Raw genomic sequence first — 21,100 nt, 5'->3', positions numbered from 1 at the left:
GCCCGCCACAGGTCGGGGGACCGGGTACGGGGGGCGACGGTGGGGTCGACCGAGATGACGTCCGCTGCCGGAACGGATGCGGACAACGACAGACGAAACGTTTCTGACGCGGTGGGCGTCGTGGTGCTGGGAGCATGCGCCGTGTGGCCGCTGCTCTCGGCTGCCGGGCGCGACGGACGGCCCGAGGGCGTACTGCTGGCGGTGCTGGCCGTGGCCGCGGGCTATGCCGCGGGCCGGATGGCGGGGTCGCTGTGGCCGGTGGCCGCACCCTGTGTCGGCGCGCTGGCCGGACTGGCGACGGCGGTGGCGATGCCGCAGGCGGCCACGGGCTCTCAGTTCACCACGCCGCTCGGCCATGCCGGTGCCGTCGCGGCGCTGCTGGTCCTCGCGACGGGTGGCGTGTGCTGCGCCGCCTGGGCGACACCGGTGACGGAGCTGCGGTTCGGGCTGCGGGCGCTGGCCGCCGGGATCGCGGTGACCGGTGCCGTCATGGGCTCGGCGACGGGGTGCGCCGCCAGTGCCGCCGTGCTGCTGTGCTCCCTCGCTGCCGGCCGGATACGCCGCCGGGGCGCGGGCATCGCGGGACTGGGCTCGGCGGCCGCGCTGGTGACCGGCATGGTGTGGGCGGTCGCCGCGAACGTCCTGCCCGCCGGCCTCACCGCCGCCCTGGCGGGTCCCCTCACCGAGCGCCGCGTCCAGCTGTGGCGCGACGCCCTGCATCTGGCCCGCCGCAACAGCGCCCTGGGCGTCGGCCCCGGGCGGTTCGGCGAGCTGAGCGGCGCCGCGTCCAAAGCCCTGCCGCCCGACGGCAGGCCGCACTCCGCGCCGCTCCAGCAGGCCGCCGAACAGGGTCTGGTCGGTGTCCTCCTGCTGGCCGCCGCGTTCTGCTGGATCCTCTACGGGCTGTGGCGATCGACCCGCTCCACGCCGGTCGTGCTCACCGCGGGCGCGGCGCTCACGGCACTGGCCGCGGTCTCCGCGGTCGGCAACGCCCTGAGCTTCACGACGGTGTCGGCGGGCGCGGGCCTGCTCGCGGGTCTGGCGACGGCCCGGCCCTGGGTGGCGGGTGTCCCACCGAGTTGAAACCGACGTGCGCGGACGCCGACATCCCAATGGCAGGCACACATGTGTCCGAGCCACACAGTCCCGTGGGCTACCTCAGTGCGCGGTGCCGGGTGTGATCGTCCGCAGGCGTTCCCTGATGACCCGGACCGCCGACTCGGCGTTGTCCACGGTGATGGTGAAGGTGTGGCCGTCCCACAGGCGCAGCACGATGCCCTCGCCGCGGCGGACGACGACGGCCGTGCCCTTCTCGGGCCGCCAGCGATAGCCCCAGCCGCCCCACTGACGCGGCGTGATCTGCGGGGTGAAGTCGGCGCCGACCACATGGGAGAGCGGAATGCGACGGCGCGGTACCCCTATATGCCCGCACCGGACTTCGAGGCACTCCTTGTCGAGCTTCAGATCGACATGCACGAAGGCGAGGGTTCCGAAGAGGACCAGCAGCCCGGCGGCGATGCAGCCCACGACCGACATCACCAGCGGCGCGATCCCCGAGGTCCAGGCCGAGTCCACGGCCAGTTCGACGCCGAGCGCCATACAGGCCGCGCCGACCAGCGCCATCAGCCACTGGACCCGGTTGGTGGCACGCCCCGTCCAGACATCCGGGTGCGGGGCGTCCTCGGCCGGGGAGCGGTCGTGGGGGTGGTCCCTCATGTCTACGAGATTACTCAGGTTTCGCTGCGCGGGCACCGCGTTGCGGAGGGTGACTGCTCACATCGGCGGTATCCGCGACCCCGGAGGGTCACTGGGAGGCGGCGTGGCTGGCCGTTCGCAGCAGCCGGGCCTCGGCGTAACCGAGCGCGGCCTCCGGGAGCTCGCCCTCGCGGCCGTTGAGCAGCACCGTCACCGTCCCGGTGGCCGGTGCGTCGGGGGCGGGCTGCGCACCGATCCGGCGCAGCGCCTGGGCGGCCACCGCTCCGGCGGAGCCGTGCAGGACGACGGGCGCGGCGCCGGGGGGCTGCACGGCGGCGCGGATACGTTCCGCCAGGAGTTCGTAATGGGTGCAGCCCAGGACGACGGTCGTCACGTCGTCCGGTGTGAGCGCGGCCGCCGCGCTCACGGCGGCGTCGACGGCCGCCTGGTCGGCGTGTTCCACGGCCTCGGCGAGGCCCCAGCAGGGCACCTCGGTGACCGGCACGCCGTCGGCGAAGGCCGCGATGAGACCCCGCTGGTAGGCGCTGCCGGTGGTCGCGGGGGTGGCCCAGATCGCGACGGGGCCGCCGCCGGCCGCGGCCGGCTTGATCGCCGGGACGGTGCCGATGACGGGGATGCCGGGTTCCAGGCGGGCGCGCAGCGCCGACAGGGAGTTCACGGTCGCCGTGTTGCAGCCGACGATCAGCGCGTCGGGCCGACGGGCGGCGGCGGCCTCGGCGACGGCCAGGGCACGCTCGGTGATGCCCTCGGGGGTGCGAGGCCCCCAGGGCATGCCCTCGGGGTCGAAGGAGAGGACGAGATCCGCGTCGGGGCGCAGCAGTCGTACCGCTGCGGTGGCCGCCAGCAGGCCGATGCCGGAGTCGATGAGCGCGATCTTCACCCGGCCACGATAGACGATGGGCCGTTGGTGGCAGGTCCCATGGGGCAGACTGCGCGGGTGAGCGCCATCGTGTGGACCGCCGCCGTATCCCTCGCCGCCTGGCTGTGGCTGCTGCTCTGCCAGGGCTTCTTCTGGCGCACCGACGTCCGGCTGCCGCCCCAGGGCGATCCCGGGGAATGGCCGGATGTGTGCGTGGTCGTGCCCGCCCGGGACGAGGCGGCGGTACTGCCCCTGAGTCTGCCGTCGCTGCTGGCGCAGGACTACCCGGGGCGGGCGGAGGTGGTCCTGGTCGACGACGGCAGTACGGACGGCACCGGGGGGCTGGCCCGGGAACTGGCCGCACATCACGGCGGGCTGCCGCTGACCGTGGCCTCGCCCGGCGAGCCCCCGGCCGGTTGGACGGGCAAGCTGTGGGCGGTACGGCACGGCATCTCGCTGGCACGCGCGCGTGGCCCCGAGTATCTGCTGCTGACGGACGCGGACATCGCGCACGAGCCGGACAGCCTGCGGCTGCTGGTGGCGGCGGCGCGCACCGGGGGCTTCGACGTGGTCTCGCAGATGGCCCGGCTGCGGGTGGCGAGCCTGTGGGAGCGGCTCGTGGTCCCCGCGTTCGTCTACTTCTTCGCCCAGCTGTACCCGTTCCGCCGGATCGGCCGGAAGGGGGCGCGTACCGCGGCCGCGGCGGGCGGCTGTGTGCTGTTGCGCGCCGACACGGCGGAGAAGGCGCGCATCCCGGACGCGATCCGGCACGCCGTGATCGACGACGTGGCGCTAGCCCGCGCGGTGAAGGGTGCCGACGGGCACATCTGGCTGGGGCTCGCGGACCGGGTGGACAGCGTGCGGCCCTATCCCCGCCTGCACGACCTGTGGCGGATGGTCTCCCGCAGCGCGTACGCGCAGCTGCGGCACAACCCGCTGCTGCTCCTCGGCACGGTGGCGGGTCTCGCGTTGGTGTACCTGGTGCCCCCGGCCGCGGTGTTGGCGGGAGCGGTCACCGGGGACGCGGCGGCGGCGCTCGTCGGTGCGGGGGCCTGGCTGGTGATGACCGCGACGTACGTGCCGATGCTCCGCTACTACCGGCAGCCGCTGTGGCTCGCCCCCTTGCTGCCGTTCACCGCGTTCCTCTATCTCCTGATGACGGTCGACTCGGCGGTACAGCACTACCGCGGGCGCGGGGCGGCCTGGAAGGGCCGTACGTACGCGCGTCCGGGCGCCGTGGCCGACGAGGGCTGACCCGCTCCGTCACGGTCACTTGCGGCCGGGGGTCCAGTTCATGCCCCAGCCGTAGGCCCGGTCGACGGTCCGCTGCGGGCTCACCCCGCGATCCGGCACCAGATAGCGCGCCTCGCGCTGTACGACCAGGTCACCGCCGGTGTTGGTGAGCAGGGCGAGCGCGCACACGGTCGAGGGGACCGTGCACTCGTCCAGGGAGAAGTCGATCGGGGCGCCGTGCTGGGGCTGGAGGGTCACGGTGGCGTGCAGGTCGGCGAAGGACCTGGCGCCCTGGTAGATGGTCACGAAGATCAGGATGCGCCGGAAGTCCTGTTTGTGGTCGAGGTTGACGGTGAGGTTCTCCCCGCTCGCCACGGCACCGGTACGGTCGTCGCCGTCGAGATGGATGTACGGCGGCCTGCCGAGCGAGCCGAAGGCGTTGCCCAGTGCCTGGACGACGCCCTTGCGGCCGTCGGCGAGCTCGTACAGGGCGCACAGGTCGAGATCGAGGTCGGAGCCGCCGTGCCGGCCGCCCCAGCCACCCGGGGACTGCTTGCGGACCTGCCAGTTGAGGTTGACGCGCAGCGAGCCCGAGGTGCCGCCCTGTTTGGCCAGGGAGACGGCGGGCGCCGCCTTGGTGAGCGTCACCTTGGACAGGCGCACGGGCGCGGCCGGCGGGGGCGGCGGGACCGGCAGGCCGCCGGAGGTCGGCGCCGGGTGCTGCGGGAAGGGGAGTCCACCGGGCGGCGGGGGCACCGGGGCGGCGAGGGGCGCGGTCACCGTGGGCGTGACGGCTGGGGCGGCCTGGGGGACGGGCGGGGGCGCGGCATGCTGCGGTTCGTCCACGGTGATCCCGAAGTCGGTGGCGAGCCCTTCGAGCCCGCTGCTGTAGCCCTGTCCCACGGCCCGGAATTTCCAGCCGCCCTGGCGCCGGTACAACTCACCGAGGACGAAAGCGGTTTCCACCGTGGCGCCGGCACTGTCGAACCGGGCGACCACACTCCCGTCCGCCGCGTCCCGCACCTCGATGTAGAGACCGGGTACCTGGCCGAACGTTCCGCCGTCGGCGGAGGCCGCCAGGACGATCTTCTCGATCGGGGCCTCCACGCGCGCGAGGTCGACGAAAAGGGTGTCGGTGACCTGGCCGCCGGAGTGCCGCTTGCCCTCGTGGCGGACCGCGCCTGAGGCGTGTGCGGGCTGGTTGTAGAAGACGAAGTCACCGTCGGAGCGCACTTTTCCGGCGACCAGCAGCAACGCCGAGGCGTCCGCGTCGGGGGCACCGGGACCGGAGCGCCAGCCCAATTCGACACGCAGTGCCGTGGTCGGCACCGGTGTATTGGATCCTTTCGACATTGTCATGTCCGCCCCCATCGCGTGTCGACATGCCGGGCGCGCCCGGCGGTCCCAGGTCATCCCTACCCGCACAACCTATTCCCGAGGACAGGGAAGTCCCATGAGCGGCACAGGAAGATCCCTGGCCAACCGCCGGTAACCAGCGCGGAACTCGGCCTTTACGCGATCAGAACGTCGATTGCCGTCCTTTTTTGCCGAGTTCGCTCGGATTGGGGATCCAGCGTCACTGCCGACACGGAAAACAACCCTCTTATCGGTCTCCCCAACCAGCACATCGTGGGCTTAACTTATGTGCCATGACCTCCCCCCGCTCCACCTATGGCGGCGGCTACTACTCCGCCTCCTTCCCGGACACTCCGATCTACGACTCCCTCGTGGCCGAGCGGGGCACCCCGCAGATCGCCCCGATCCGGGTCCCCCCCGCCTACGACGCGCCCAGCAGCCTGAACCTGCCCGCGCTCCCGTCGGCACTGCCCGCCCTCCCGGCGGGCCCCTCCCAGCCGGCCCCCGGCTACGGCTACCCGCAGATGCAGCAGCCCGCTCCGCTGCAGCAGGCGCCCACGGCGTACATCCCCCAGCAGGCGACGGCACCGCGTGGCTACCCGGGCCAGCAGCAGCCGCAGCCGCCGCGCCCGATGATGGGCGGCACCGGGTACGAGGCGATGCGCCCGGCGGCTCCGCGCCCCGCGCCGACGGCTCCGTACCAGGACCCGTACAACAATCAGCAACAGCAGCAGTACCGCGGCTACTGATCGGCACCCCCTGATGTCAGTGCCGCCCGGCACGATGACGTCATGGGGTCGCCGAACCGCGGTCGACGCGTGTACACCCGGTCAAGGCGCTCCGGGGCCTCCCGCCCCGGCAGGCCGTCGCAGAGCCCTGGAGGCCGGCCGGTGACCGACGCTGGGCTCTGATCGACGACGGGGGAAAGGTCGTCACCCAGCGCACGCACCCACGCCTGCACGCACCCGCGCCTGCACGCGCCCACGCCTAGCGCCGGCCGCCGCCCAGTTGCCGTCCGGTGGCGGGATTCGTCCGTCCGCGCCCGGGCCCCGGGCGTGGCCCGCTGAAGGCTCCGGTCCCGGAGCCCGCGGCCGCAGTGCCGGCGGACGTCTTCGGCACGAAGGGGAAGGTACGAAGGGGGAGGCGGTCCTCGCGGCGGGTGCCTCGTACGCCTGGTGCGAGGAGGCGGCCCTCGCGGCCGGTGCCTCGTACGCCTGGTGCGGCGATCACCTGGCAGCCGCCGCCCGCCTCGTCCGCACGGACGCCCCCGCCGCCCGCTCTGCCCGGACCACGCGCTGCCGTGCGAGACCGTGCGCCGCGCCGCGAGGGCCGTCCGCCGCTGATCACCGCCCGGGCCCCGGGCCCGCTCGACGCCCTCCCCTTCCTGACGGCACGAGGCGACCACGCCGACGAGCGCCCGCCCGCTCCCCATGAAGCTCCCCCCCGAGCCTGCTTCGACTGCGACCCGAGTGATCTCCGCCCCTGGGGGAACCCAAGCCCGCAGTCCGGTCGTTGGGCGTCGTGAGTAGTTCCTGAAAGCCCTTGCCGGGGTGATTTCGCTCTCTCTTCGGCCGGGCTCCCGGATGAACGGCTCGGGCGGGGGTTATCACGGAGCGGAAGGGGGTGGTGGACGGTGCGAGCGATCCGCGGCCTGTGGCGTTGGCGGCGCAATCCGCTGCGCCGTGCGACCGACCTGGTCGAGGCCTGGGTGGCCCTGGTGGCACTGCTGCTGATCGTGGTGGCCGCGCCCGTACTCGGCTCGCTCGTCGGGGTGGCCGCCCAGGACACCCTTCAGCGGTCCGTCCGGCAGCAGCACCACGACCGGCACCTGGTCACGGCCACCGTCGTACGGAAGCTGGGCGGCTCCCTGGTCGAACCCGACCCCGACGCCACCAGCGCCCACGACACCCGCAGCCGCGTCCTCGCCGACTGGACCGCACCGGACGGCACCCGGCAGCACGGCGCGACCCTGACGGCCATCAAGTCCCCGCACAAGGGCGACCACTTCGGCATCTGGACGGACCGGCACGGTCTGCTGACGGCCCGCCCGCTGGACTCCGCCACCGCGACGACCCATGCCGTGCTGGCGGGGTTCGGCGCGACCCTGCTCGCCGCGGGTCTGGTCGAGAGCGGCAGAAGGATGATCGTCTGGCGTATGGTCCGTCGCAGGTACGCGCGTTGGGACCAGGCCTGGGACCGGGCGGGCCCGGACTGGGGCAAGGCCGGCACCGGCAGCTGAGGGCCTTTCTCTCTGTGGTCGGTGCACCACCTCGGCGCACGCTACGGTGGACCGGCCGAAGCGCATTCGGTATCGACCCGCGCGCGAGCGGACCGCAGGGGCCGGGCATCCTCCGAGGTGGCCGCCCCGAGGCGAGCAAGCGATCTGTACGACGAGGTGGGGGCTCAGCAACGCCATGGCACAGGGCACGGTCCAGGTGACGCACACCGGCACATCGAGGTGGCGGCGCCGCACAGGTGAGTACGCGTCGCTCGCCGCCGCCCTGGAGGCCGCCGCGGACGGCGACGTCCTGACGGTCGCGCCCGGCACCTACCGGGAGAACCTCGTCGTCCAGCGCGCGGTGACGCTGCGCGGCCCGGAGGGCTCGCCCGGCTCGGTGCGCATCGCGCCCGCGGACGGCGTGCCGCTGACCGTGCGGGCCTCTGCGGTCGTACAGGACCTGCATGTCGAGGGCCAGGACGCGGCCGCGCCCGCGCTGCTCGTCGAGGAGGGCACCCCCGAGCTGCTGGACATGCGGATCGTCACGCGCTCCGCCGCCGGCATCGAGGTGCGCGGGGGCGCGCGGCCGACCGTGCGGCGCTGCACGGTGGACAACCCGGCCGGCATCGGCATCGCCGTACTCGACGGCGGCGGTGGCGTGTTCGAGGAGTGCGAGGTCGTGGCGGCCGGTCAGGCGGGCGTCGCGGTGCGCGGCGGCGGCCACCCGCGCCTGGAGCGCTGCCGGATCCACCACGCCTCGGGCACGGGAGTGACGGCGACCGGTGAGAACTCCGCGCTGGAGGCCGTGGGTTGCGAGATCTACGAGGTGCGCGGCTCCGGCGTGCAGGTCACCGCTCGGGCCACGGCGCACCTCACCGACTGCGATGTGCACCGCACCACCGCCGACGGCGTGACCCTCGACACCGACGCGGTACTCACCCTCGCCGACTGCCGGATCCACGACATCCCGGAGAACGCGGTCGACCTGCGCTCGCGCTCGGTGCTGACGCTGACGCGGACGACCGTGCGCCAGTTCGGGCGCAACGGACTGTCGGTGTGGGACCCGGGCACCCGCGTGGACGCCAACCAGTGCGAGATCTTCGACAGCACGGGCGACTACCCGGCGGTGTGGGTGAGCGACGGGGCCACCGCCGTCCTGGACTCCTGCCGGGTGCACGACGTACCGGACGCGTTGTTCGTGCTGGACCGCGGCTCCCGCGCGGACGTCGTCGACAGCGACCTCTCCCAGGTGCGCAACACGGCGGTGTCGGTGAGCGACGGGGCGACCGCGCAGCTGGACGACTGCCGGATCCGGGACGCGGCCACCGGCGCCTGGTTCCGCGACCACGGCAGCGGCGGCACCCTCAACAACTGTACGGTGGACGGCACCCAGACCGGAGTGATCGTCACCAAGGGCGCCGACCCCACTCTCGAGCGCTGCACGGTGGACTCCCCCGCCGAGGCGGGATTCTATGTGTCGGCGGGCGGCCGCGGCACGTTCCAGAACTGCCGGGTCACCGGCAGCGGCGGCTACGGCTTCCATGTGATCGACGGCTGCCGTACGACGCTGCGCAAGTGCCGTACGGAGCGGTGCGCGCGCGGTGGTTACGAGTTCGCCGACGGCGGCCCGGACGCGGGCTCCGGCACCGGCCCGGTGGTGGAGGACTGCACCAGCGACGAGAGCGGCAGCCTGCGCCCGTCCGCGGCGCACGAGCCGGCCGTGCAGACCGCGCACCAGACCGCCGGCCTGCTGGGCGCGATCCCCGGCCAGCGCAGCACCGAACAGGAACCGCTTCTCACCCCCGCCGCGACCCAGGAGCCGGCCCGCACCTCCAAGGCGGTGCTCGGTGAACTCGACGCGCTGGTCGGCCTGGAGAGCGTCAAGCGTGAGGTCCGTGCGCTGACCGACATGATCGAGGTCGGCCGGCGCCGTCAGCAGGCCGGTCTGAAGGCCGCCTCGGTCAAGCGGCACCTGGTGTTCACGGGCTCCCCCGGCACCGGCAAGACGACGGTCGCCCGGCTCTACGGCGAGATCCTCGCCTCCCTCGGAGTGCTCGAGAAAGGCCATCTGGTCGAGGTGTCCCGGGTCGACCTGGTCGGTGAGCACATCGGCTCCACGGCGATCCGCACCCAGGAGGCGTTCCAACGGGCGCACGGCGGTGTGCTGTTCATCGACGAGGCGTACGCGCTGTCACCGGAGGACGCCGGGCGGGACTTCGGCAAGGAGGCCATCGACACGCTGGTGAAGCTGATGGAGGACCACCGGGACGCCGTGGTGGTGATCGTCGCGGGCTACACGGAGGAGATGGAGCGCTTCCTCTCGATCAACCCCGGCGTGGCGTCCCGGTTCTCCCGGACCATCACCTTCAGCGACTACGGCCCGGACGAACTCCTGCGGATCGTGGAACAGCAGGCCGACGAGCACGAGTACCGCCTGGCACCGGGCGCCTCCGAGGCGCTGCGGACGTACTTCACGGTGCTCCCCAAGGGCCCCGCGTTCGGCAACGGCCGTACCGCCCGGCAGACGTTCGAGGCGATGGTCGAACGGCACGCGAGCCGGGTCGCCCAGCTCGCCGACCCGAGCACCGACGACCTCACCCTGCTGTACGCGGAGGACCTTCCGGAACTCTCCTGATCAGCCCGCCGGTTGCGGCCGCTGCCCGGGCAGTTCCGGGCGTAGCCGGACCAGCAGCCGTTCCCGTTCCTCGGCGAAGGCCGGGTCAGCCTGGTAGTCGGAATGGCCCAGGATCGGGGCCGGGAGCGGGTGTCCCGGGGTGCGTCCGTAGGCGAGGGGGTCCTTCAGGGGCGTGTGGTCGACGGCAGGACCGTCGCCGTCGGCGATCCGCACCGGGCCGCCGATGGGGTCGGTGAGGCGGTAGAGGTTGCGCCAGCAGGCGACCTCACGGTGCAGGGAGCCGAGCTCGGCCGGGCCGAAGTGGGCGGGGAACCAACGGCCGTACAGGCGCTCCAGCGGGGATCCGTAGGTCAGCAGGGCGACCCGTTTGCGCACCGACGGGGTCAGCTGCCAGGCCGCCGCGGCCGCGAGGACGCTGCCCTGGGAGTGGCCGGAGATGACCAGCCGGCCGCCGGTGCGGCGGGTCCAGGTGTCCATGCGCCAGGTCAGGTCGGGGACCGCGCGCTCGGCGTAGCAGGGCGGGGCGAAGGGATGGGCGGCGCGCGGCCAGAAGGTGCCCACGTCCCAGAGGATGCCGATGGTGCGCCGGGCTGCGGCGTCCTTGTAGGCACGCCGGCCCCAGGTGACGAAGAGTACGAAGCCGAGCCCGACCAGCCAGGAGCCGAGTGCCTGGGAGACCTGGGCCGCGCCGTGCACCAGGGCGTAGGTCCGGTCGGCGGCCGCGTCCGGGGTCTTCCCGGTGGCGAGCGCGCCCACCAGCGCGCCGGCGCCCAGCACCAGCGTGGCGGCGCACAGCACGGTGACGACGAGCGGCGTCCGGTCGGTGAGGGCGGCCATGGCACGGACTCCGGCGATACGGCGGGTGCGTGCCGTGTCCTCCGGCTCGCCGACGTGGTCGAGGCCTACGGCGGCTCGTTCGGCGTGGCCGAGCCGCGAGGTCCGCCAGGAGAGCCAGGCGACCGCGGCGAGCAGCACCACGAGGACGGGCGGGATCGCCGAGGCCTGCCAGGTCAGCAGGACCGGCGGACCGGCGATGGAGGTTCCGGTGCCGTCCAGCCAGTCGGAGACCCGCTGGGCGACCCCGGCCGAGATCACCCCACCCAGCGCGCAGGCGAGCAGCGCGACCGCGGGGCCGCCCAGACCGCGCATCGCGGCACGCGGATCGGGCAGCCGGCGGTGCAGGTCGTGGGCGACGGCCCCGAGGACGATCACCAGCACGCCCTGGGCCAGCACCAGGCCGCCGAAGGCCGGATCCCCGGCAAGCCGCCCCACGGACCGCCATCCGGGCCGGGACCAGCCGGCGTACAGCGCGACGAGGACCAGCAGGGCGAGCGCGCCGAGCGGCAGGCGGCGTACCAGTTGCCGGTCGAGCTCCTGGTCGAGGAGGTTCTCGCTGCGGCCCCGGCGGCAGACCACCCACACCGCGGCGACCGCCAGGGCGGCCACTGCACCGGACAGCAGCCACCCGGCCGCGTCGAGTACGGCGGGTCCGCCGGTCCGGCGGTCGAAGGCGGCCGCCGGTGCGAGGACCGCGGCGGCGACGGTGAGCAGGCCCGCCGTGGTGTGGGCGGCACGCAGCCGGGCCACCAGCCGGCGCCCGTACCAGAAGCCGGGGCTGCCGAGGGAGGTGTGCCCGGGTTCGGCGTCGTGGGCCAGGGGCCGGGTGGACTCGTAGGCGCTCCAGGTGCGGTGCGAGAGGTACCAGAGCAGTCCGGTCAGCGCGGTGGGCACCAGGGCGGCCAGGCCGAGCCGGCGTCCGGGGGCACTCCACCAGCCGCCGGCGGAGCCGGTGGGTGAGAGGAAAACGAGCCAGGAGTGCCGGCCGGCGCAGGCGGTGACGCCCGCGCACTGCCAGGCGGCCAGGTCCAGGGCGACCTCGCAGGCGGCCGCGACCAGCAGCACCGTCAGGGTGAGGCCGACGAGCCGGACCAGCAGGCCGTAGAAGCGGACGGTGCGCGGCCGGTCCTGGGCGGCGGGGCGCATCCAGTGGGCGAGGTTGACCACCATGAACGGCAGGAGCAGCAGCCACAGGGCGCGGGAGGCGTTGCCGGAGGTGAGGTTGCACCAGACGTACGCCTCGGGCACCGGGCGGTCGCCGTAGTCGCCGGGCCGGGACTCGGCGTCGACGTCGACGGCGCGCCGGAAGACGGCTGCCGTGTCGTCGCCGGTGATCCGCACCGTGCGCGGGTCACCGAGCATCTTCTCGGGCGTGCTGCCGCCGACGCCGTGCACCAGCAGTTCCAGGTCGATCTCCGGCACGGCGGACCGCTCGACGGATTCACTGCTCCCGCCGGTGAGCCGCTGGACAGAACCACCCCGCCCGGCCGACCCGGCCGTCCGCGCGACGAGCCGCCCGGCCGGGTCGGGCCGTGGGGTGTCGGGCGGTCGGGCGGGTTCGGTCCCCGTTGCCACCGGTCGCTCCGCGGGGTCGCCGTTGGTGCGTTCCTGCGCGCGTTCCACTCTTCTCGCACTTCCCCCGTCACGCGCCGATGGTCAGTGTCCGTGCGGGCTTCAGGATCTCCGATTCCGGTGTGACGCACACCACTCGCCACGGAATCTCCCCGATGTGTGTGACACCTGAGGGAACACGTGGTGACCGAATGACATGTGCGCACCGACACAGGGAGTGGCGCAACCGGTGGGGGCCCGTGAAAGGATGGGGCGCCCACGCACCGGAGCCGGGCGGAATGTCCTGGTCGGAGCCGGTACGCAGGGCCTGTCGGACGGCTTGAGGCGAGAGGACCGGAGCGTACGTGAGCGAGAACCAGAACCTCCTCGCGGAGCAGCGCCGCGCCCTGATCCTGGACGAGGTCCGGCGCCGGGGTGGCGTTCGGGTCAACGAGCTGACCCGCAAGCTCGGTGTGTCGGACATGACCGTACGCCGGGACCTGGACGCGCTGGCCCGGCAGGGCGTGCTGGAGAAGGTGCACGGCGGTGCGGTGCCGGTGGTCGAGGCGAGCACGCACGAGCCGGGGTTCGAGGCCAAGTCCGGTCTGGAGCTGACCGCCAAGGAGGACATCGCCCGGGCCGCAGCGGAGCTGGTCGTGCCGGGTACGGCGATCGCCCTGTCCGGCGGTACGACGACGTACGCGCTGGCCCATCAGCTCCTGGAGGTCCCCGACCTGACCGTGGTGACCAACTCGGTGCGGGTCGCGGACGTCTTCCACGCGGCGCAGCGGGTCTCCGGGCAGCGGCAGGGCGCGGCGACCGTCGTCCTGACCGGCGGGGTGCGCACCCCGTCCGACTCGCTGGTCGGCCCGGTGGCCGACCAGGCGATCGGGGCACTCCACTTCGACCTGCTGTTCCTGGGCGTGCACGGCATATCGGTCGAGGCGGGTCTGTCCACGCCGAACCTCGCGGAGGCGGAGACCAACCGCCGCCTGGTGCAGTCGGCCCGGCGGGTCGTGGTGGTCGCCGACCACACCAAGTGGGGCACGGTGGGCCTGAGTTCGTTCGCCAAGCTGGAGCAGGTCGACACGCTGGTCACCGACGCCGGGCTGCCGGCCGGGGCGCGTGCGGAGATCTCCGAGCACCTGCGCCGGCTGGTGGTCGCGGGCGAAACCGACTGAGGGTACAGACAGCTGACGGGCCGTCAGCTACCTTTTCGGGACAGCGTCTCACGAGGAGGTCGGCCCGGTGGCTCACCAACTACGCCCGGTGGGACTCGACTTCGTCGAGACCGCCCCCGTACGGCTCGTGTTCGGACGGGAAATGACGGCAGCGCCCCGGACGGTCTTCCGGGCCCTGGCGGAGGACGTGCCCGGCTGGTCGCGGTGGCTCACCGGGGTGACGTCGGCCCGTCCGACGGAGCACGGCCGTCAGGTGCGTCTCCGGGGCGGTGTGCGTTTCGAGGAGACGGTGCTCGCGTCGCAGGCGCCCGAGGTGTACGCCTACCGGGTGGACGTGGCGAACGTACCGGGTGCGCGCGCGTGGCTGGAGGAGTGGCGCCTGGTGCCGTCCGACACCGGGACGCGGGTGCGGATGACGTTCGCACTGGACGGTACGGCGCCGTTCCGGGCGATGTGCCGACTGGCGGCGCCGGGCATGGGCCGGGCGATCCGCGAAGGGATACGCACCTTGGACAGCGGGCTGTGAACGCCGCGACGGGGGGCGGGACTTCGGGGACGCGGGGCGGTGCCGGACTGCGGCTCCGCCGGGCGGCCGCGACCAGCCCTGGACGGCCCGAGGCTTCAGGCAGCCCGCGGCATCCCCGTCATTGCGGCCACACCCCGGTCGTCAGCAGGGTCTCGATCGCGGCCGTGTAGGGAGCGATGTCCAGCCCCTGCTCCTCCAGCCAGGAATCCGAGTAGTACTTGTCGAGATACCGGTCCCCCGGATCGCACAGCAGCGTCACCACGCTCCCCGTACGCCCCGCCGCCACCATCTCGGACACGATCTTCAGCGCGCTCCACAGGCCGGTCCCGGTGGAACCGCCCGCCTTCCGCCCGATCGCCCGCTCCAGCGCCCGCACCGCCGCCACGCTCGCCGCGTCCGGCACCTTCATCATCCGGTCGACGGCCCCGGGCACGAAGCTCGGTTCCATCCGCGGCCGTCCGATGCCCTCGATCCGGGACCCGCAGTCGCAGGTGACGTCCGGATCGCCGGTGGTCCAGCCCTCGAAGAAGCAGGAGTTCTCGGGGTCGGCGACACAGATCCGCGTGTCGCGCAGGGTGTAGTGGACATAGCGCGCGAGGGTCGCGGACGTACCGCCGGTCCCCGCCGTGGCGACGATCCACGCCGGCTCCGGGAACCGCTCCAACTCCAGCTGGCGGAAGATGGATTCGGCGATGTTGTTGTTGCCGCGCCAGTCCGTGGCCCGTTCTGCGTAGGTGAACTGGTCCATGTAGTGTCCGCCGGTCTCCACCGCGAGGCGCGCGGACTCCTCGTACATCTTCCGGGAGTCGTCCACGAAGTGGCACTGCCCGCCGTGGAACTCGATGAGCCGGCACTTCTCGGAGCTGGTGGTGCGGGGCATGACGGCGATGAAGGGAACGCCGATCAGCTTGGCGAAGTAGGCCTCGGAGACCGCCGTCGAGCCGCTGGACGCCTCGATCACGGGACGGCCCGGCCGGATCCAGCCATTGCACAGACCGTAGAGGAAGAGTGAGCGGGCCAGCCGGTGCTTGAGGCTTCCTGTGGGATGGGTCGACTCGTCCTTGAGATAGAGGTCGATGCCCCACGCCTCGGGCAGCGGAAACCGCAGCAGATGGGTGTCCGCCGAGCGGTTCGCGTCCGCCTGGACTTTACGGACGGCTTCTTTGAGCCAGTCGCGGTACTCGGTGTCGCTGTGGTCGACGTCGAGGGTGGCGCCGGTTCGGATCTGCGGGGTGGTGCTCACGGCGGGCTCCTTACGCTGGGCGCCGAACGGCGTCCGGGCCGACGCACCGATCATAAACACCTTTCTCAGCCCTTCTCACCTGCATAAACGCATCTTTGGGCGCCTCAAAGGCCCCCTGAGGAACAGTGGCTCGAATCCTTCGGGGGCGCATTGTCGCGAGTGCTCCGGGCGCCCCCTGCCCGGCGGCCCGTGCGCACTGGTGCTCCTCGTCAAGGGCGGGCAGACTGCCACCGGACGGGACGAACGTCCCGAACGGGGGCGCACACTGGTCACAACACGAGCCGGAGCACGCCGGCCGGAGCCGCGAGCTCGCGGGCCGGTGACCGAGGTACTCGAAAAGGGGCGGGGCAGGATGGCGGAGCCGGAGTTCACGGCGAAGGGCGTGCGGATCGACAAGCGGCTGCGTTCGCTCACCCGGGCCGGACAGGTCCGGATAAGCGATGGCAGGCTGCAGCTGCTGACCAGCTACGGCAGCGAGATCGACAGCGCGCCCGTGCAGGCGGTACGGGCCTCGAAGCCATGGTTCGCGTCGGAGGACCGGGCCCTGGCCGACCTCAACGGCCAGCGCTACTCACTCACACTGGGCGACCATGATCCGGCGCCGGGCGAGCCCGGGCCGCCCGCGGCGCGCCGCTTCATCGAGGCCGTACGGCGGGCCGCCGGGCGTGACCACTGAACCACGGCGAGTTGCGGGACCGTGCGCACTGGGTCACGCTTGTCTCACGTCACTCTGGGTTTACCAGCGATAACGCTGCGAACCAGCCCGCCGGCCACGACAGCAGGCGGCCCCCTGGACAGCGGCGCCCGCTGGATCCGTTCTCCGTGTTCTTCCGGACCTCACGTCGGGGAGTCGCAGTCGTGATCGAACACCCAAGCAGACACTGCTCGGTGGAGCTCCAAGCCCTGCCCTCGCGGATCGGCCAGATCCGCAGAATCGTATCTGCACAGTTGCGCTACTGGCGCCTGGATCCGTTGATAGACCGGGCCGCGCTCGGTGTGACGGAGTTGCTGACCAACGTCCACCGGCACGCCCAGCCCGACAAGAACTGCACCGTGGAGATCGAGCTCCAGCTCGACCGGCTCACGGTGTCGGTCCGTGACCACGATCCGCGGCTACCGGTGGTCGAGGACGGGACGGACGTCGCGTCGATGGCCACCTGCGGACGCGGCCTGGCGATGGTGGCCGCGGTCAGCGAGAGCTGGGGGGTGCGGCCGCACGATGACGGCAAGGTCGTGTGGTTCACCCTGCCCGCGCCGATCGCCACGCCGAAGGCGGCCCGACCGCAACCCCCTACGGCCGAACCGGCACCCCGGCATGTCATAGCGGCGGGAACGGTGGCCACCGGGGGGCCCGCAGAGCACGCGACCGCCGGCGCCCCCGCCACCGCACAGGTCGGCGCCGGTACCGCCGCTGCCGCACACCTGACCGACGGTGCCTCCGTCGTCGCACCCGCGACCGCCGGCCCTTCCGCCGTCGTACCCGCGACCGCCGGCGCCCCGGACACCGCACACGCTCCCGCCCGCTCGGCTGTCGCCAGTTGAGCGGGCGGTGAGTTTCCTTCCCGGGCAGTGCTCAGAGGCGGCCGGGCGCCCGAGGTGAGGATGCCGAGGCAGACCGCCCGGTGCGTCAGGGCGGACCTGCCGGCACCGGACGGGCCCTGAACGCGGCGGAGTCCCACTCGGGGACGCCGCGTCAGCACCGTCCAGGGCGCGCACGGCGGTGTGGGTACCGCCTTGCGCCCGCCCGGCACGTGGCACGGTCCGGGGCCCGCACCACCGTCGTCGTACTCATGCCGCACCGCCCTTGCCGATACGGCCGAACTGCTCCTCCAGAACCGACAGCCGCCGCCAGTACTCGTCCTCGTCGATCTCGCCGGAGGCGAAGCGGCGGCCGAGGACGGCGAGCGGCGAGTCGCCCGCCGGGCGCCCGGCGTCCATCGGGCGCCAGGGGCTGCCGCGCCCGCGCCACGCGGTGCGGCGCAGAACGGTGACGACGCCGATCACCACGGCCGCCCAGATCAGCGGGAAGAACAGGATCCACGGGCCGGGCCCGCCGTCCCAGTTCGCCAGGGTCTCCATCTCGGTTCAACTCCCTTGCCGGAAAGTCTCGGTGTGTTGCCTAGAGACTGGCGCCCGGGAGGGGTCCGGGTCGTCGTGCGGCCGGCGGCAGTCGCCGTACCCCCCGGGGAGTACTCGGCGGGGGCCGGGCTGCTCCCGCAGGTGCCAACTGTAACTACTAGTATGTACAGTGACGGTGTGAGTACATCGGAGCGTCTGATCGAGTCCACCCGTGAGCTGCTCTGGGAGCGCGGTTACGTCGGCACCAGCCCCAAGGCCATCCTGGAGCGCGCCGGCGCCGGCCAGGGCAGCATGTACCACCACTTCAAGGGCAAGCCGGACCTGGCCCTGGCCGCGATCCGGCGGACCGCCGAGGAGTTGCTGGCCACCGCGGAGGGCGTGCTCACCGGGCCGGGCACGCCGTACGAGCGGATCGAGGCGTATCTGCGGCGCGAGCGCGACGTGCTGCGCGGCTGCCCGGTCGGACGGCTGACCATGGACCCGGACATCATCGCGAGCGACGAACTGCGGGCACCCGTCGACGAGACCCTCGACCGGATCCAGGAGCTGATCGCCGGGATCGTCGAAGAGGGCAAGGAGCTGGGTCAGTTCGGACCGCGGGTGGACGGTGAGGAGATCGCCGCGACGGTCCTCGCGACCGTGCAGGGGGGGTACGTCCTCGCCCGCGCCTCCGGCTCGCCCGCCGCGTTCGACGCCGGCGTGCGCGGACTGCTGTCACTGCTGAGGAGCTGACGTACCCGCGCACGTGTCCGCCCGACCACCCCCCGCCCGAGCGCTGGAGAGAGGCTTCCGCGATGCACGCCCTGCAGTACGAACTGACCCTGCCCGCCGACTACGACATGGGCGTCGTCCGTGACCGGGTGGCCCGCGTCGGGCATCTGCTCGACGACTGGGAGGGCCTCGGCCTCAAGACGTACCTGGTGCGCGAGCGCGGTGTGCACGGCTCGCCGGTCAACCAGTACGCGCCCTTCTACCTGTGGAACACCGTGGAGGGCATGAACCGCTTCCTGTGGGGAGGCGCCTTCCAGGGACTCGTGAACGACTTCGGGCGGCCCACGGCACGGCAGTGGTCGGGTCTTGCGTACGAGGAGGGCGGCGCGGCCGACGCGGGTGCGGCCTTCGCGGTCCGGCGGCGGGAGCCGGTGCCGGACGGGACCGAGCTGTCCGGGCTCATGGCGGACATGGTGCGCGAGACGCGGCGGGTCGCGGGCGAAGACGGCGCGGTGCTGGCGGCGGCCGCCGTGGACACCGCCCGCTGGGAGCTGGTCCACTTCTCGCTCTGGGCCCACGAGGCCCCGAAGGCCGAGGGGGACGTCTTCAAGGTGCTGCATGTGTCGGCACCCGGCCGGGACCGGCTGCCGCGCGGGCGCCAGTGGTGAGCGCCGTCCGTACGGTCCTCGGTGACGTGCGGCCCGAGGACCTCGGTGTGTGCGACGCGCACGACCACCTCTTCCTCCGCAGTCCAAGGCTCCCGGGGCAGGAGCTGGACGACGCCGCCGCCGCGCGGGCGGAGCTGGCCGCGTTCCGCGCGGCCGGCGGGGCGAGCGTCGTGCAGTGGACGCCGTACGGGATGGGCCGGCGGGCCGCCGACCTGCCCGCGCTGTCCCGTGCCACCGGGGTGCATCTGGTCTGCGCGACGGGACTGCACCAAGCAGCCCATTACGCACCGGAGTTGCTCGACGGGCTGGCCGGGCGGCTAGCCGACGTCTTCGTCGCCGAGCTGACCGAGGGCATCGGCACTTCCGGGGTGCGGGCCGGTCTGATCAAGGTGGCGAACGGTTTCCACGCCGTCGACGCACACGCCCGCCGGACGATGACGGCCGCCGCCGAGGCCCACCACGCGACGGGCGCGCCGATCGCCGTGCACCTGGAGCTGGGCACCGGCGCGCTCGACGTACTGGACCTGCTGTGCGGGGAGTTGGGAGTCCCCGGCGAGCGGGTGATCCTCGGCCATCTCAACCGCTCCCCCGACCTGGCCGTGCAGCGCCAGGCCGCCGCCTCCGGCTGCTGGCTGGCCTTCGACGGGCCGTCCCGCGCGAACCACGCCACCGACTGGCGGATGCCGGAGGCCGTCCGGGCCCTGGCCGAGGCCGGCTTCGGGGACCGGCTGCTGCTCGGCGGGGACACCGTGGTGGCGGAGGCGCGGTCGGTGGACGGCGGCCCCGGCATGCCGTACCTGCTGCGGCGGATTCGGCCGCGGCTGGAGGTGGAACTGGGTGCGGAGCAGGTACGACGCGTCCTCGTCGACAACCCGGCCCGGGCCTTCGCCGTCGACTGGCGGTAGCCCACCGGGATGCCGACCGGCGGCCGCGGCTTCGCGGCGGCGGACAGGGCCTCGTGGGCCGGGTGGGTGCGGTAGGCCTCACGGCTCAGTGGTGGGCCCTCACTGCAGCGCCCGCAGCGGATCGTCCAGGACCGGCTGCCACGCCAACTCGGCCGCTCCGACCAGGCTGTTGTGGCTCAGCGTGCACGGCAGGATCGGTACGCCACCGCTCTGGCCCCACAGGCTGCGGTCGGCGACGACGGCACGCAGCCGGTCGGGGTCGGCGTCCAGCAGGGTGCGGTGCAGCCCGCCGAGGATGATGCGGTCCGGGTTCAGGATGTTGACCAGGCCGGCCAGGCCCAGGCCCAGGCGGTCGATCAGGGCCTCGGCGGCCCTGCGCACGGTCGGGTCGGCGTAGTGGTCACGGACCAGGTCCTCGGCCTGCCGGAGCAGCGACACCTCGGGGCCGGGTTCGCGGCCCGCCTCGATGAGCAGCGCCAGCGGATCCGCCTCGACGTCCAGACAGCCCCGGCTGCCGCAGTGGCAGGGCCGGCCCTCGGGGTTGACGGTGAGGTGGCCGACCTCCAGGGCCAGTCCCGAACTCCCCGTGTGCAGACGGCCGTCGAGGACCAGCGCGCCGCCGACGCCCCGGTGCCCGGTGGCCACGCACAGCAGATCGCGGGCGCCCCGGCCCGCGCCGTGCCGGTGCTCGGCGAGCGCGGCCAGGTTCACGTCGTTGCCCGCGAAGGCCGGGCCGGTGATCCCTGCCGCGCGCACGCACTCCGCGAAGATCCGGCGCACCGGCGCGCCCACCGGCCAGGCCAGGTGGAGGGGGTTGAGGGCGAGGCCCTCCGGTTCGGCGACGGCGGACGGCACGGCGAGACCGGCGCCGACGCAGCGCAGGCCGGTGGTGCGGAGCAGGTCGGCGCCCGCCTCCACCACCGAGCCGAGCACCTTCGCCGGGTCGGCGTCGACGGTCTCGCAGCCGGGTGCGGTGGCGACGATCCGGCCGCCCAGGCCGACCAGCGCGGCGCGGAAACCGTCGGCGTGGACTTGCGCGGCGAGCGCGACGGGGCCCTGTTCGGCGACTTCCAGGCGGTGCGAGGGGCGGCCCTGCGAGCCGGCCGCGGCGCCCGGGTGCGCGTCGACCCTGATCAGGCCGAGCGCCTCCAGTTCGGCGGCGACGGCGCCGGCCGTGGCCCGGGTGACGCCGAGTTCGGCGGTGAGCACGGCGCGGGTGGGGGCGCGGCCGGTGTGCACGAGTTCCAGCGCGGGGCCGAGTGCGCCGCGTCCTCGGTCCAACCGGGGTTTCGAGGTTCCGTTCCCCGTCGGGCCGGGGGCCGCCTTGCCGCTCATGAGAGGGAGTCTGCCATGATCCGCACGAGGGGCCGTATCGAAGGTGC

18 protein-coding genes and 2 pseudogenes are annotated in these 21,100 nt (G+C 73.3%); 13 read left to right on the top strand and 7 right to left on the bottom strand.

Features of this window, described 5'->3' with window-relative positions; genetic code table 11:
- Positions 1–54: 54 nt before the first annotated feature.
- Positions 55–1,083 carry an O-antigen ligase family protein gene (locus ACZ4N4_RS30450; protein WP_467594728.1) on the top strand — a complete coding sequence of 343 codons (1,029 nt, stop codon included), beginning with the start codon at positions 55–57 and terminating at the stop codon, positions 1,081–1,083.
- 75 nt (positions 1,084–1,158) lie between these two features.
- Here ACZ4N4_RS30450 and ACZ4N4_RS30445 read toward each other — a convergent pair whose 3' ends face one another.
- Entirely contained in the window at positions 1,159–1,716 is a 558-nt protein-coding gene (locus tag ACZ4N4_RS30445) for a hypothetical protein (protein ID WP_453564191.1), read from the bottom strand.
- A gap of 88 nt (positions 1,717–1,804) precedes the next feature.
- Positions 1,805–2,596, bottom strand: coding sequence for a glutamate racemase (locus tag ACZ4N4_RS30440; protein ID WP_467594725.1), 792 nt, complete (start codon positions 2,594–2,596; stop codon positions 1,805–1,807).
- Positions 2,597–2,635: 39 nt separating this feature from the next.
- Between ACZ4N4_RS30440 and ACZ4N4_RS30435 the strand changes: the two genes are divergently transcribed.
- Positions 2,636–3,829 carry a glycosyltransferase gene (locus ACZ4N4_RS30435; protein ID WP_467594723.1) on the top strand — a complete coding sequence of 398 codons (1,194 nt, stop codon included), beginning with the start codon at positions 2,636–2,638 and terminating at the stop codon, positions 3,827–3,829.
- 15 nt (positions 3,830–3,844) lie between these two features.
- Here ACZ4N4_RS30435 and ACZ4N4_RS30430 read toward each other — a convergent pair whose 3' ends face one another.
- Complete coding sequence (locus ACZ4N4_RS30430) at positions 3,845–5,179, bottom strand: TerD family protein (RefSeq protein WP_467594720.1); 1,335 nt, start codon at positions 5,177–5,179, stop codon at positions 3,845–3,847.
- 278 nt (positions 5,180–5,457) lie between these two features.
- Here ACZ4N4_RS30430 and ACZ4N4_RS30425 point away from each other — a divergent pair, with 278 nt between their 5' ends.
- The 4 genes and pseudogenes from ACZ4N4_RS30425 (at position 5,458) to ACZ4N4_RS30410 (ending at position 10,017) form a co-directional block, all read left to right on the top strand.
- Complete coding sequence (locus ACZ4N4_RS30425) at positions 5,458–5,913, top strand: DUF6643 family protein (protein ID WP_351712867.1); 456 nt, start codon at positions 5,458–5,460, stop codon at positions 5,911–5,913.
- A gap of 128 nt (positions 5,914–6,041) precedes the next feature.
- A pseudogene (locus ACZ4N4_RS30420) lies at positions 6,042–6,155 on the top strand (MOSC N-terminal beta barrel domain-containing protein); the annotation flags it as partial.
- 642 nt (positions 6,156–6,797) lie between these two features.
- On the top strand, positions 6,798–7,403 hold the full coding sequence (locus tag ACZ4N4_RS30415) for an Rv1733c family protein (RefSeq protein WP_467594717.1): 606 nt from the start codon (positions 6,798–6,800) through the stop codon (positions 7,401–7,403).
- A 175-nt stretch (positions 7,404–7,578) separates the two neighbouring features.
- Entirely contained in the window at positions 7,579–10,017 is a 2,439-nt protein-coding gene (locus tag ACZ4N4_RS30410; protein WP_467594714.1) for a right-handed parallel beta-helix repeat-containing protein, read from the top strand.
- Here the strand turns inward: ACZ4N4_RS30410 and ACZ4N4_RS30405 are convergent, their stop codons facing one another.
- Positions 10,018–12,429 (bottom strand): hypothetical protein, encoded by a 2,412-nt coding sequence (locus tag ACZ4N4_RS30405; RefSeq protein ID WP_467594711.1) that lies wholly within the window; start codon positions 12,427–12,429, stop codon positions 10,018–10,020. It lies immediately after the preceding gene.
- Between the two features lie 341 nt (positions 12,430–12,770).
- Between ACZ4N4_RS30405 and ACZ4N4_RS30400 the strand changes: the two genes are divergently transcribed.
- Complete coding sequence (locus tag ACZ4N4_RS30400) at positions 12,771–13,586, top strand: DeoR/GlpR family DNA-binding transcription regulator (protein ID WP_450764014.1); 816 nt, start codon at positions 12,771–12,773, stop codon at positions 13,584–13,586.
- Positions 13,587–13,653: 67 nt separating this feature from the next.
- Entirely contained in the window at positions 13,654–14,112 is a 459-nt protein-coding gene (locus ACZ4N4_RS30395; RefSeq protein WP_453564177.1) for an SRPBCC family protein, read from the top strand.
- Between the two features lie 118 nt (positions 14,113–14,230).
- Here the strand turns inward: ACZ4N4_RS30395 and ACZ4N4_RS30390 are convergent, their stop codons facing one another.
- Positions 14,231–15,355 (bottom strand): PLP-dependent cysteine synthase family protein, encoded by a 1,125-nt coding sequence (locus ACZ4N4_RS30390; RefSeq protein WP_467594708.1) that lies wholly within the window; start codon positions 15,353–15,355, stop codon positions 14,231–14,233.
- A 352-nt stretch (positions 15,356–15,707) separates the two neighbouring features.
- On the opposite strand from ACZ4N4_RS30390, the gene ACZ4N4_RS30385 reads away from it, so the two are divergent.
- Entirely contained in the window at positions 15,708–16,031 is a 324-nt protein-coding gene (locus tag ACZ4N4_RS30385) for a hypothetical protein (RefSeq protein WP_352222870.1), read from the top strand.
- A 182-nt stretch (positions 16,032–16,213) separates the two neighbouring features.
- Positions 16,214–16,729 (top strand): annotated as a pseudogene (locus tag ACZ4N4_RS30380) (ATP-binding protein); the annotation flags it as partial.
- A gap of 414 nt (positions 16,730–17,143) precedes the next feature.
- Here ACZ4N4_RS30380 and ACZ4N4_RS30375 read toward each other — a convergent pair.
- A complete protein-coding gene (locus ACZ4N4_RS30375) occupies positions 17,144–17,434 on the bottom strand; it encodes an SHOCT domain-containing protein (protein WP_453564171.1) in 291 nt (96 codons plus the stop codon).
- Between the two features lie 162 nt (positions 17,435–17,596).
- Here ACZ4N4_RS30375 and ACZ4N4_RS30370 point away from each other — a divergent pair, with 162 nt between their 5' ends.
- The 3 genes from ACZ4N4_RS30370 (at position 17,597) to ACZ4N4_RS30360 (ending at position 19,718) form a co-directional block, all read left to right on the top strand.
- Positions 17,597–18,166, top strand: a complete 570-nt coding sequence (locus ACZ4N4_RS30370; protein ID WP_467594704.1) for a TetR/AcrR family transcriptional regulator — start codon at positions 17,597–17,599, stop codon at positions 18,164–18,166.
- A 62-nt stretch (positions 18,167–18,228) separates the two neighbouring features.
- On the top strand, positions 18,229–18,813 hold the full coding sequence (locus ACZ4N4_RS30365; protein ID WP_467594701.1) for a DUF4865 family protein: 585 nt from the start codon (positions 18,229–18,231) through the stop codon (positions 18,811–18,813).
- Positions 18,810–19,718, top strand: a complete 909-nt coding sequence (locus ACZ4N4_RS30360) for a phosphotriesterase family protein (RefSeq protein WP_467594699.1) — start codon at positions 18,810–18,812, stop codon at positions 19,716–19,718. The genes ACZ4N4_RS30365 and ACZ4N4_RS30360 overlap by 4 nt, the downstream gene beginning before the upstream one ends.
- A 99-nt stretch (positions 19,719–19,817) precedes the next feature.
- Here ACZ4N4_RS30360 and ACZ4N4_RS30355 read toward each other — a convergent pair whose 3' ends face one another.
- A complete protein-coding gene (locus ACZ4N4_RS30355; RefSeq protein ID WP_467594695.1) occupies positions 19,818–21,053 on the bottom strand; it encodes an ROK family protein in 1,236 nt (411 codons plus the stop codon).
- Between the last annotated feature and the right edge of the window lie 47 nt (positions 21,054–21,100).

Source organism: Streptomyces sp. NPDC026538 (assembly GCF_055567535.1).
This window is presented reverse-complemented; position numbering and strand designations above follow the sequence as displayed.

What these genes read in the sequence shown, in the direction of transcription:
- ACZ4N4_RS30450 (WP_467594728.1), top strand. Translation starts at nt 55, where the DNA reads ATGACGTCCGCTGCCGGAACGGATGCGGACAACGACAGACGAAACGTT.
- ACZ4N4_RS30445 (WP_453564191.1), bottom strand. Translation starts at nt 1,716, where the DNA reads ATGAGGGACCACCCCCACGACCGCTCCCCGGCCGAGGACGCCCCGCAC.
- ACZ4N4_RS30435 (WP_467594723.1), top strand. Translation starts at nt 2,636, where the DNA reads ATGGGGCAGACTGCGCGGGTGAGCGCCATCGTGTGGACCGCCGCCGTA.
- ACZ4N4_RS30430 (WP_467594720.1), bottom strand. Translation starts at nt 5,179, where the DNA reads ATGGGGGCGGACATGACAATGTCGAAAGGATCCAATACACCGGTGCCG.
- ACZ4N4_RS30425 (WP_351712867.1), top strand. Translation starts at nt 5,458, where the DNA reads ATGACCTCCCCCCGCTCCACCTATGGCGGCGGCTACTACTCCGCCTCC.
- ACZ4N4_RS30410 (WP_467594714.1), top strand. Translation starts at nt 7,579, where the DNA reads ATGGCACAGGGCACGGTCCAGGTGACGCACACCGGCACATCGAGGTGG.
- ACZ4N4_RS30385 (WP_352222870.1), top strand. Translation starts at nt 15,708, where the DNA reads ATGGCGGAGCCGGAGTTCACGGCGAAGGGCGTGCGGATCGACAAGCGG.
- ACZ4N4_RS30375 (WP_453564171.1), bottom strand. Translation starts at nt 17,434, where the DNA reads ATGGAGACCCTGGCGAACTGGGACGGCGGGCCCGGCCCGTGGATCCTG.
- ACZ4N4_RS30370 (WP_467594704.1), top strand. Translation starts at nt 17,597, where the DNA reads ATGTACAGTGACGGTGTGAGTACATCGGAGCGTCTGATCGAGTCCACC.
- ACZ4N4_RS30365 (WP_467594701.1), top strand. Translation starts at nt 18,229, where the DNA reads ATGCACGCCCTGCAGTACGAACTGACCCTGCCCGCCGACTACGACATG.
- ACZ4N4_RS30355 (WP_467594695.1), bottom strand. Translation starts at nt 21,053, where the DNA reads ATGAGCGGCAAGGCGGCCCCCGGCCCGACGGGGAACGGAACCTCGAAA.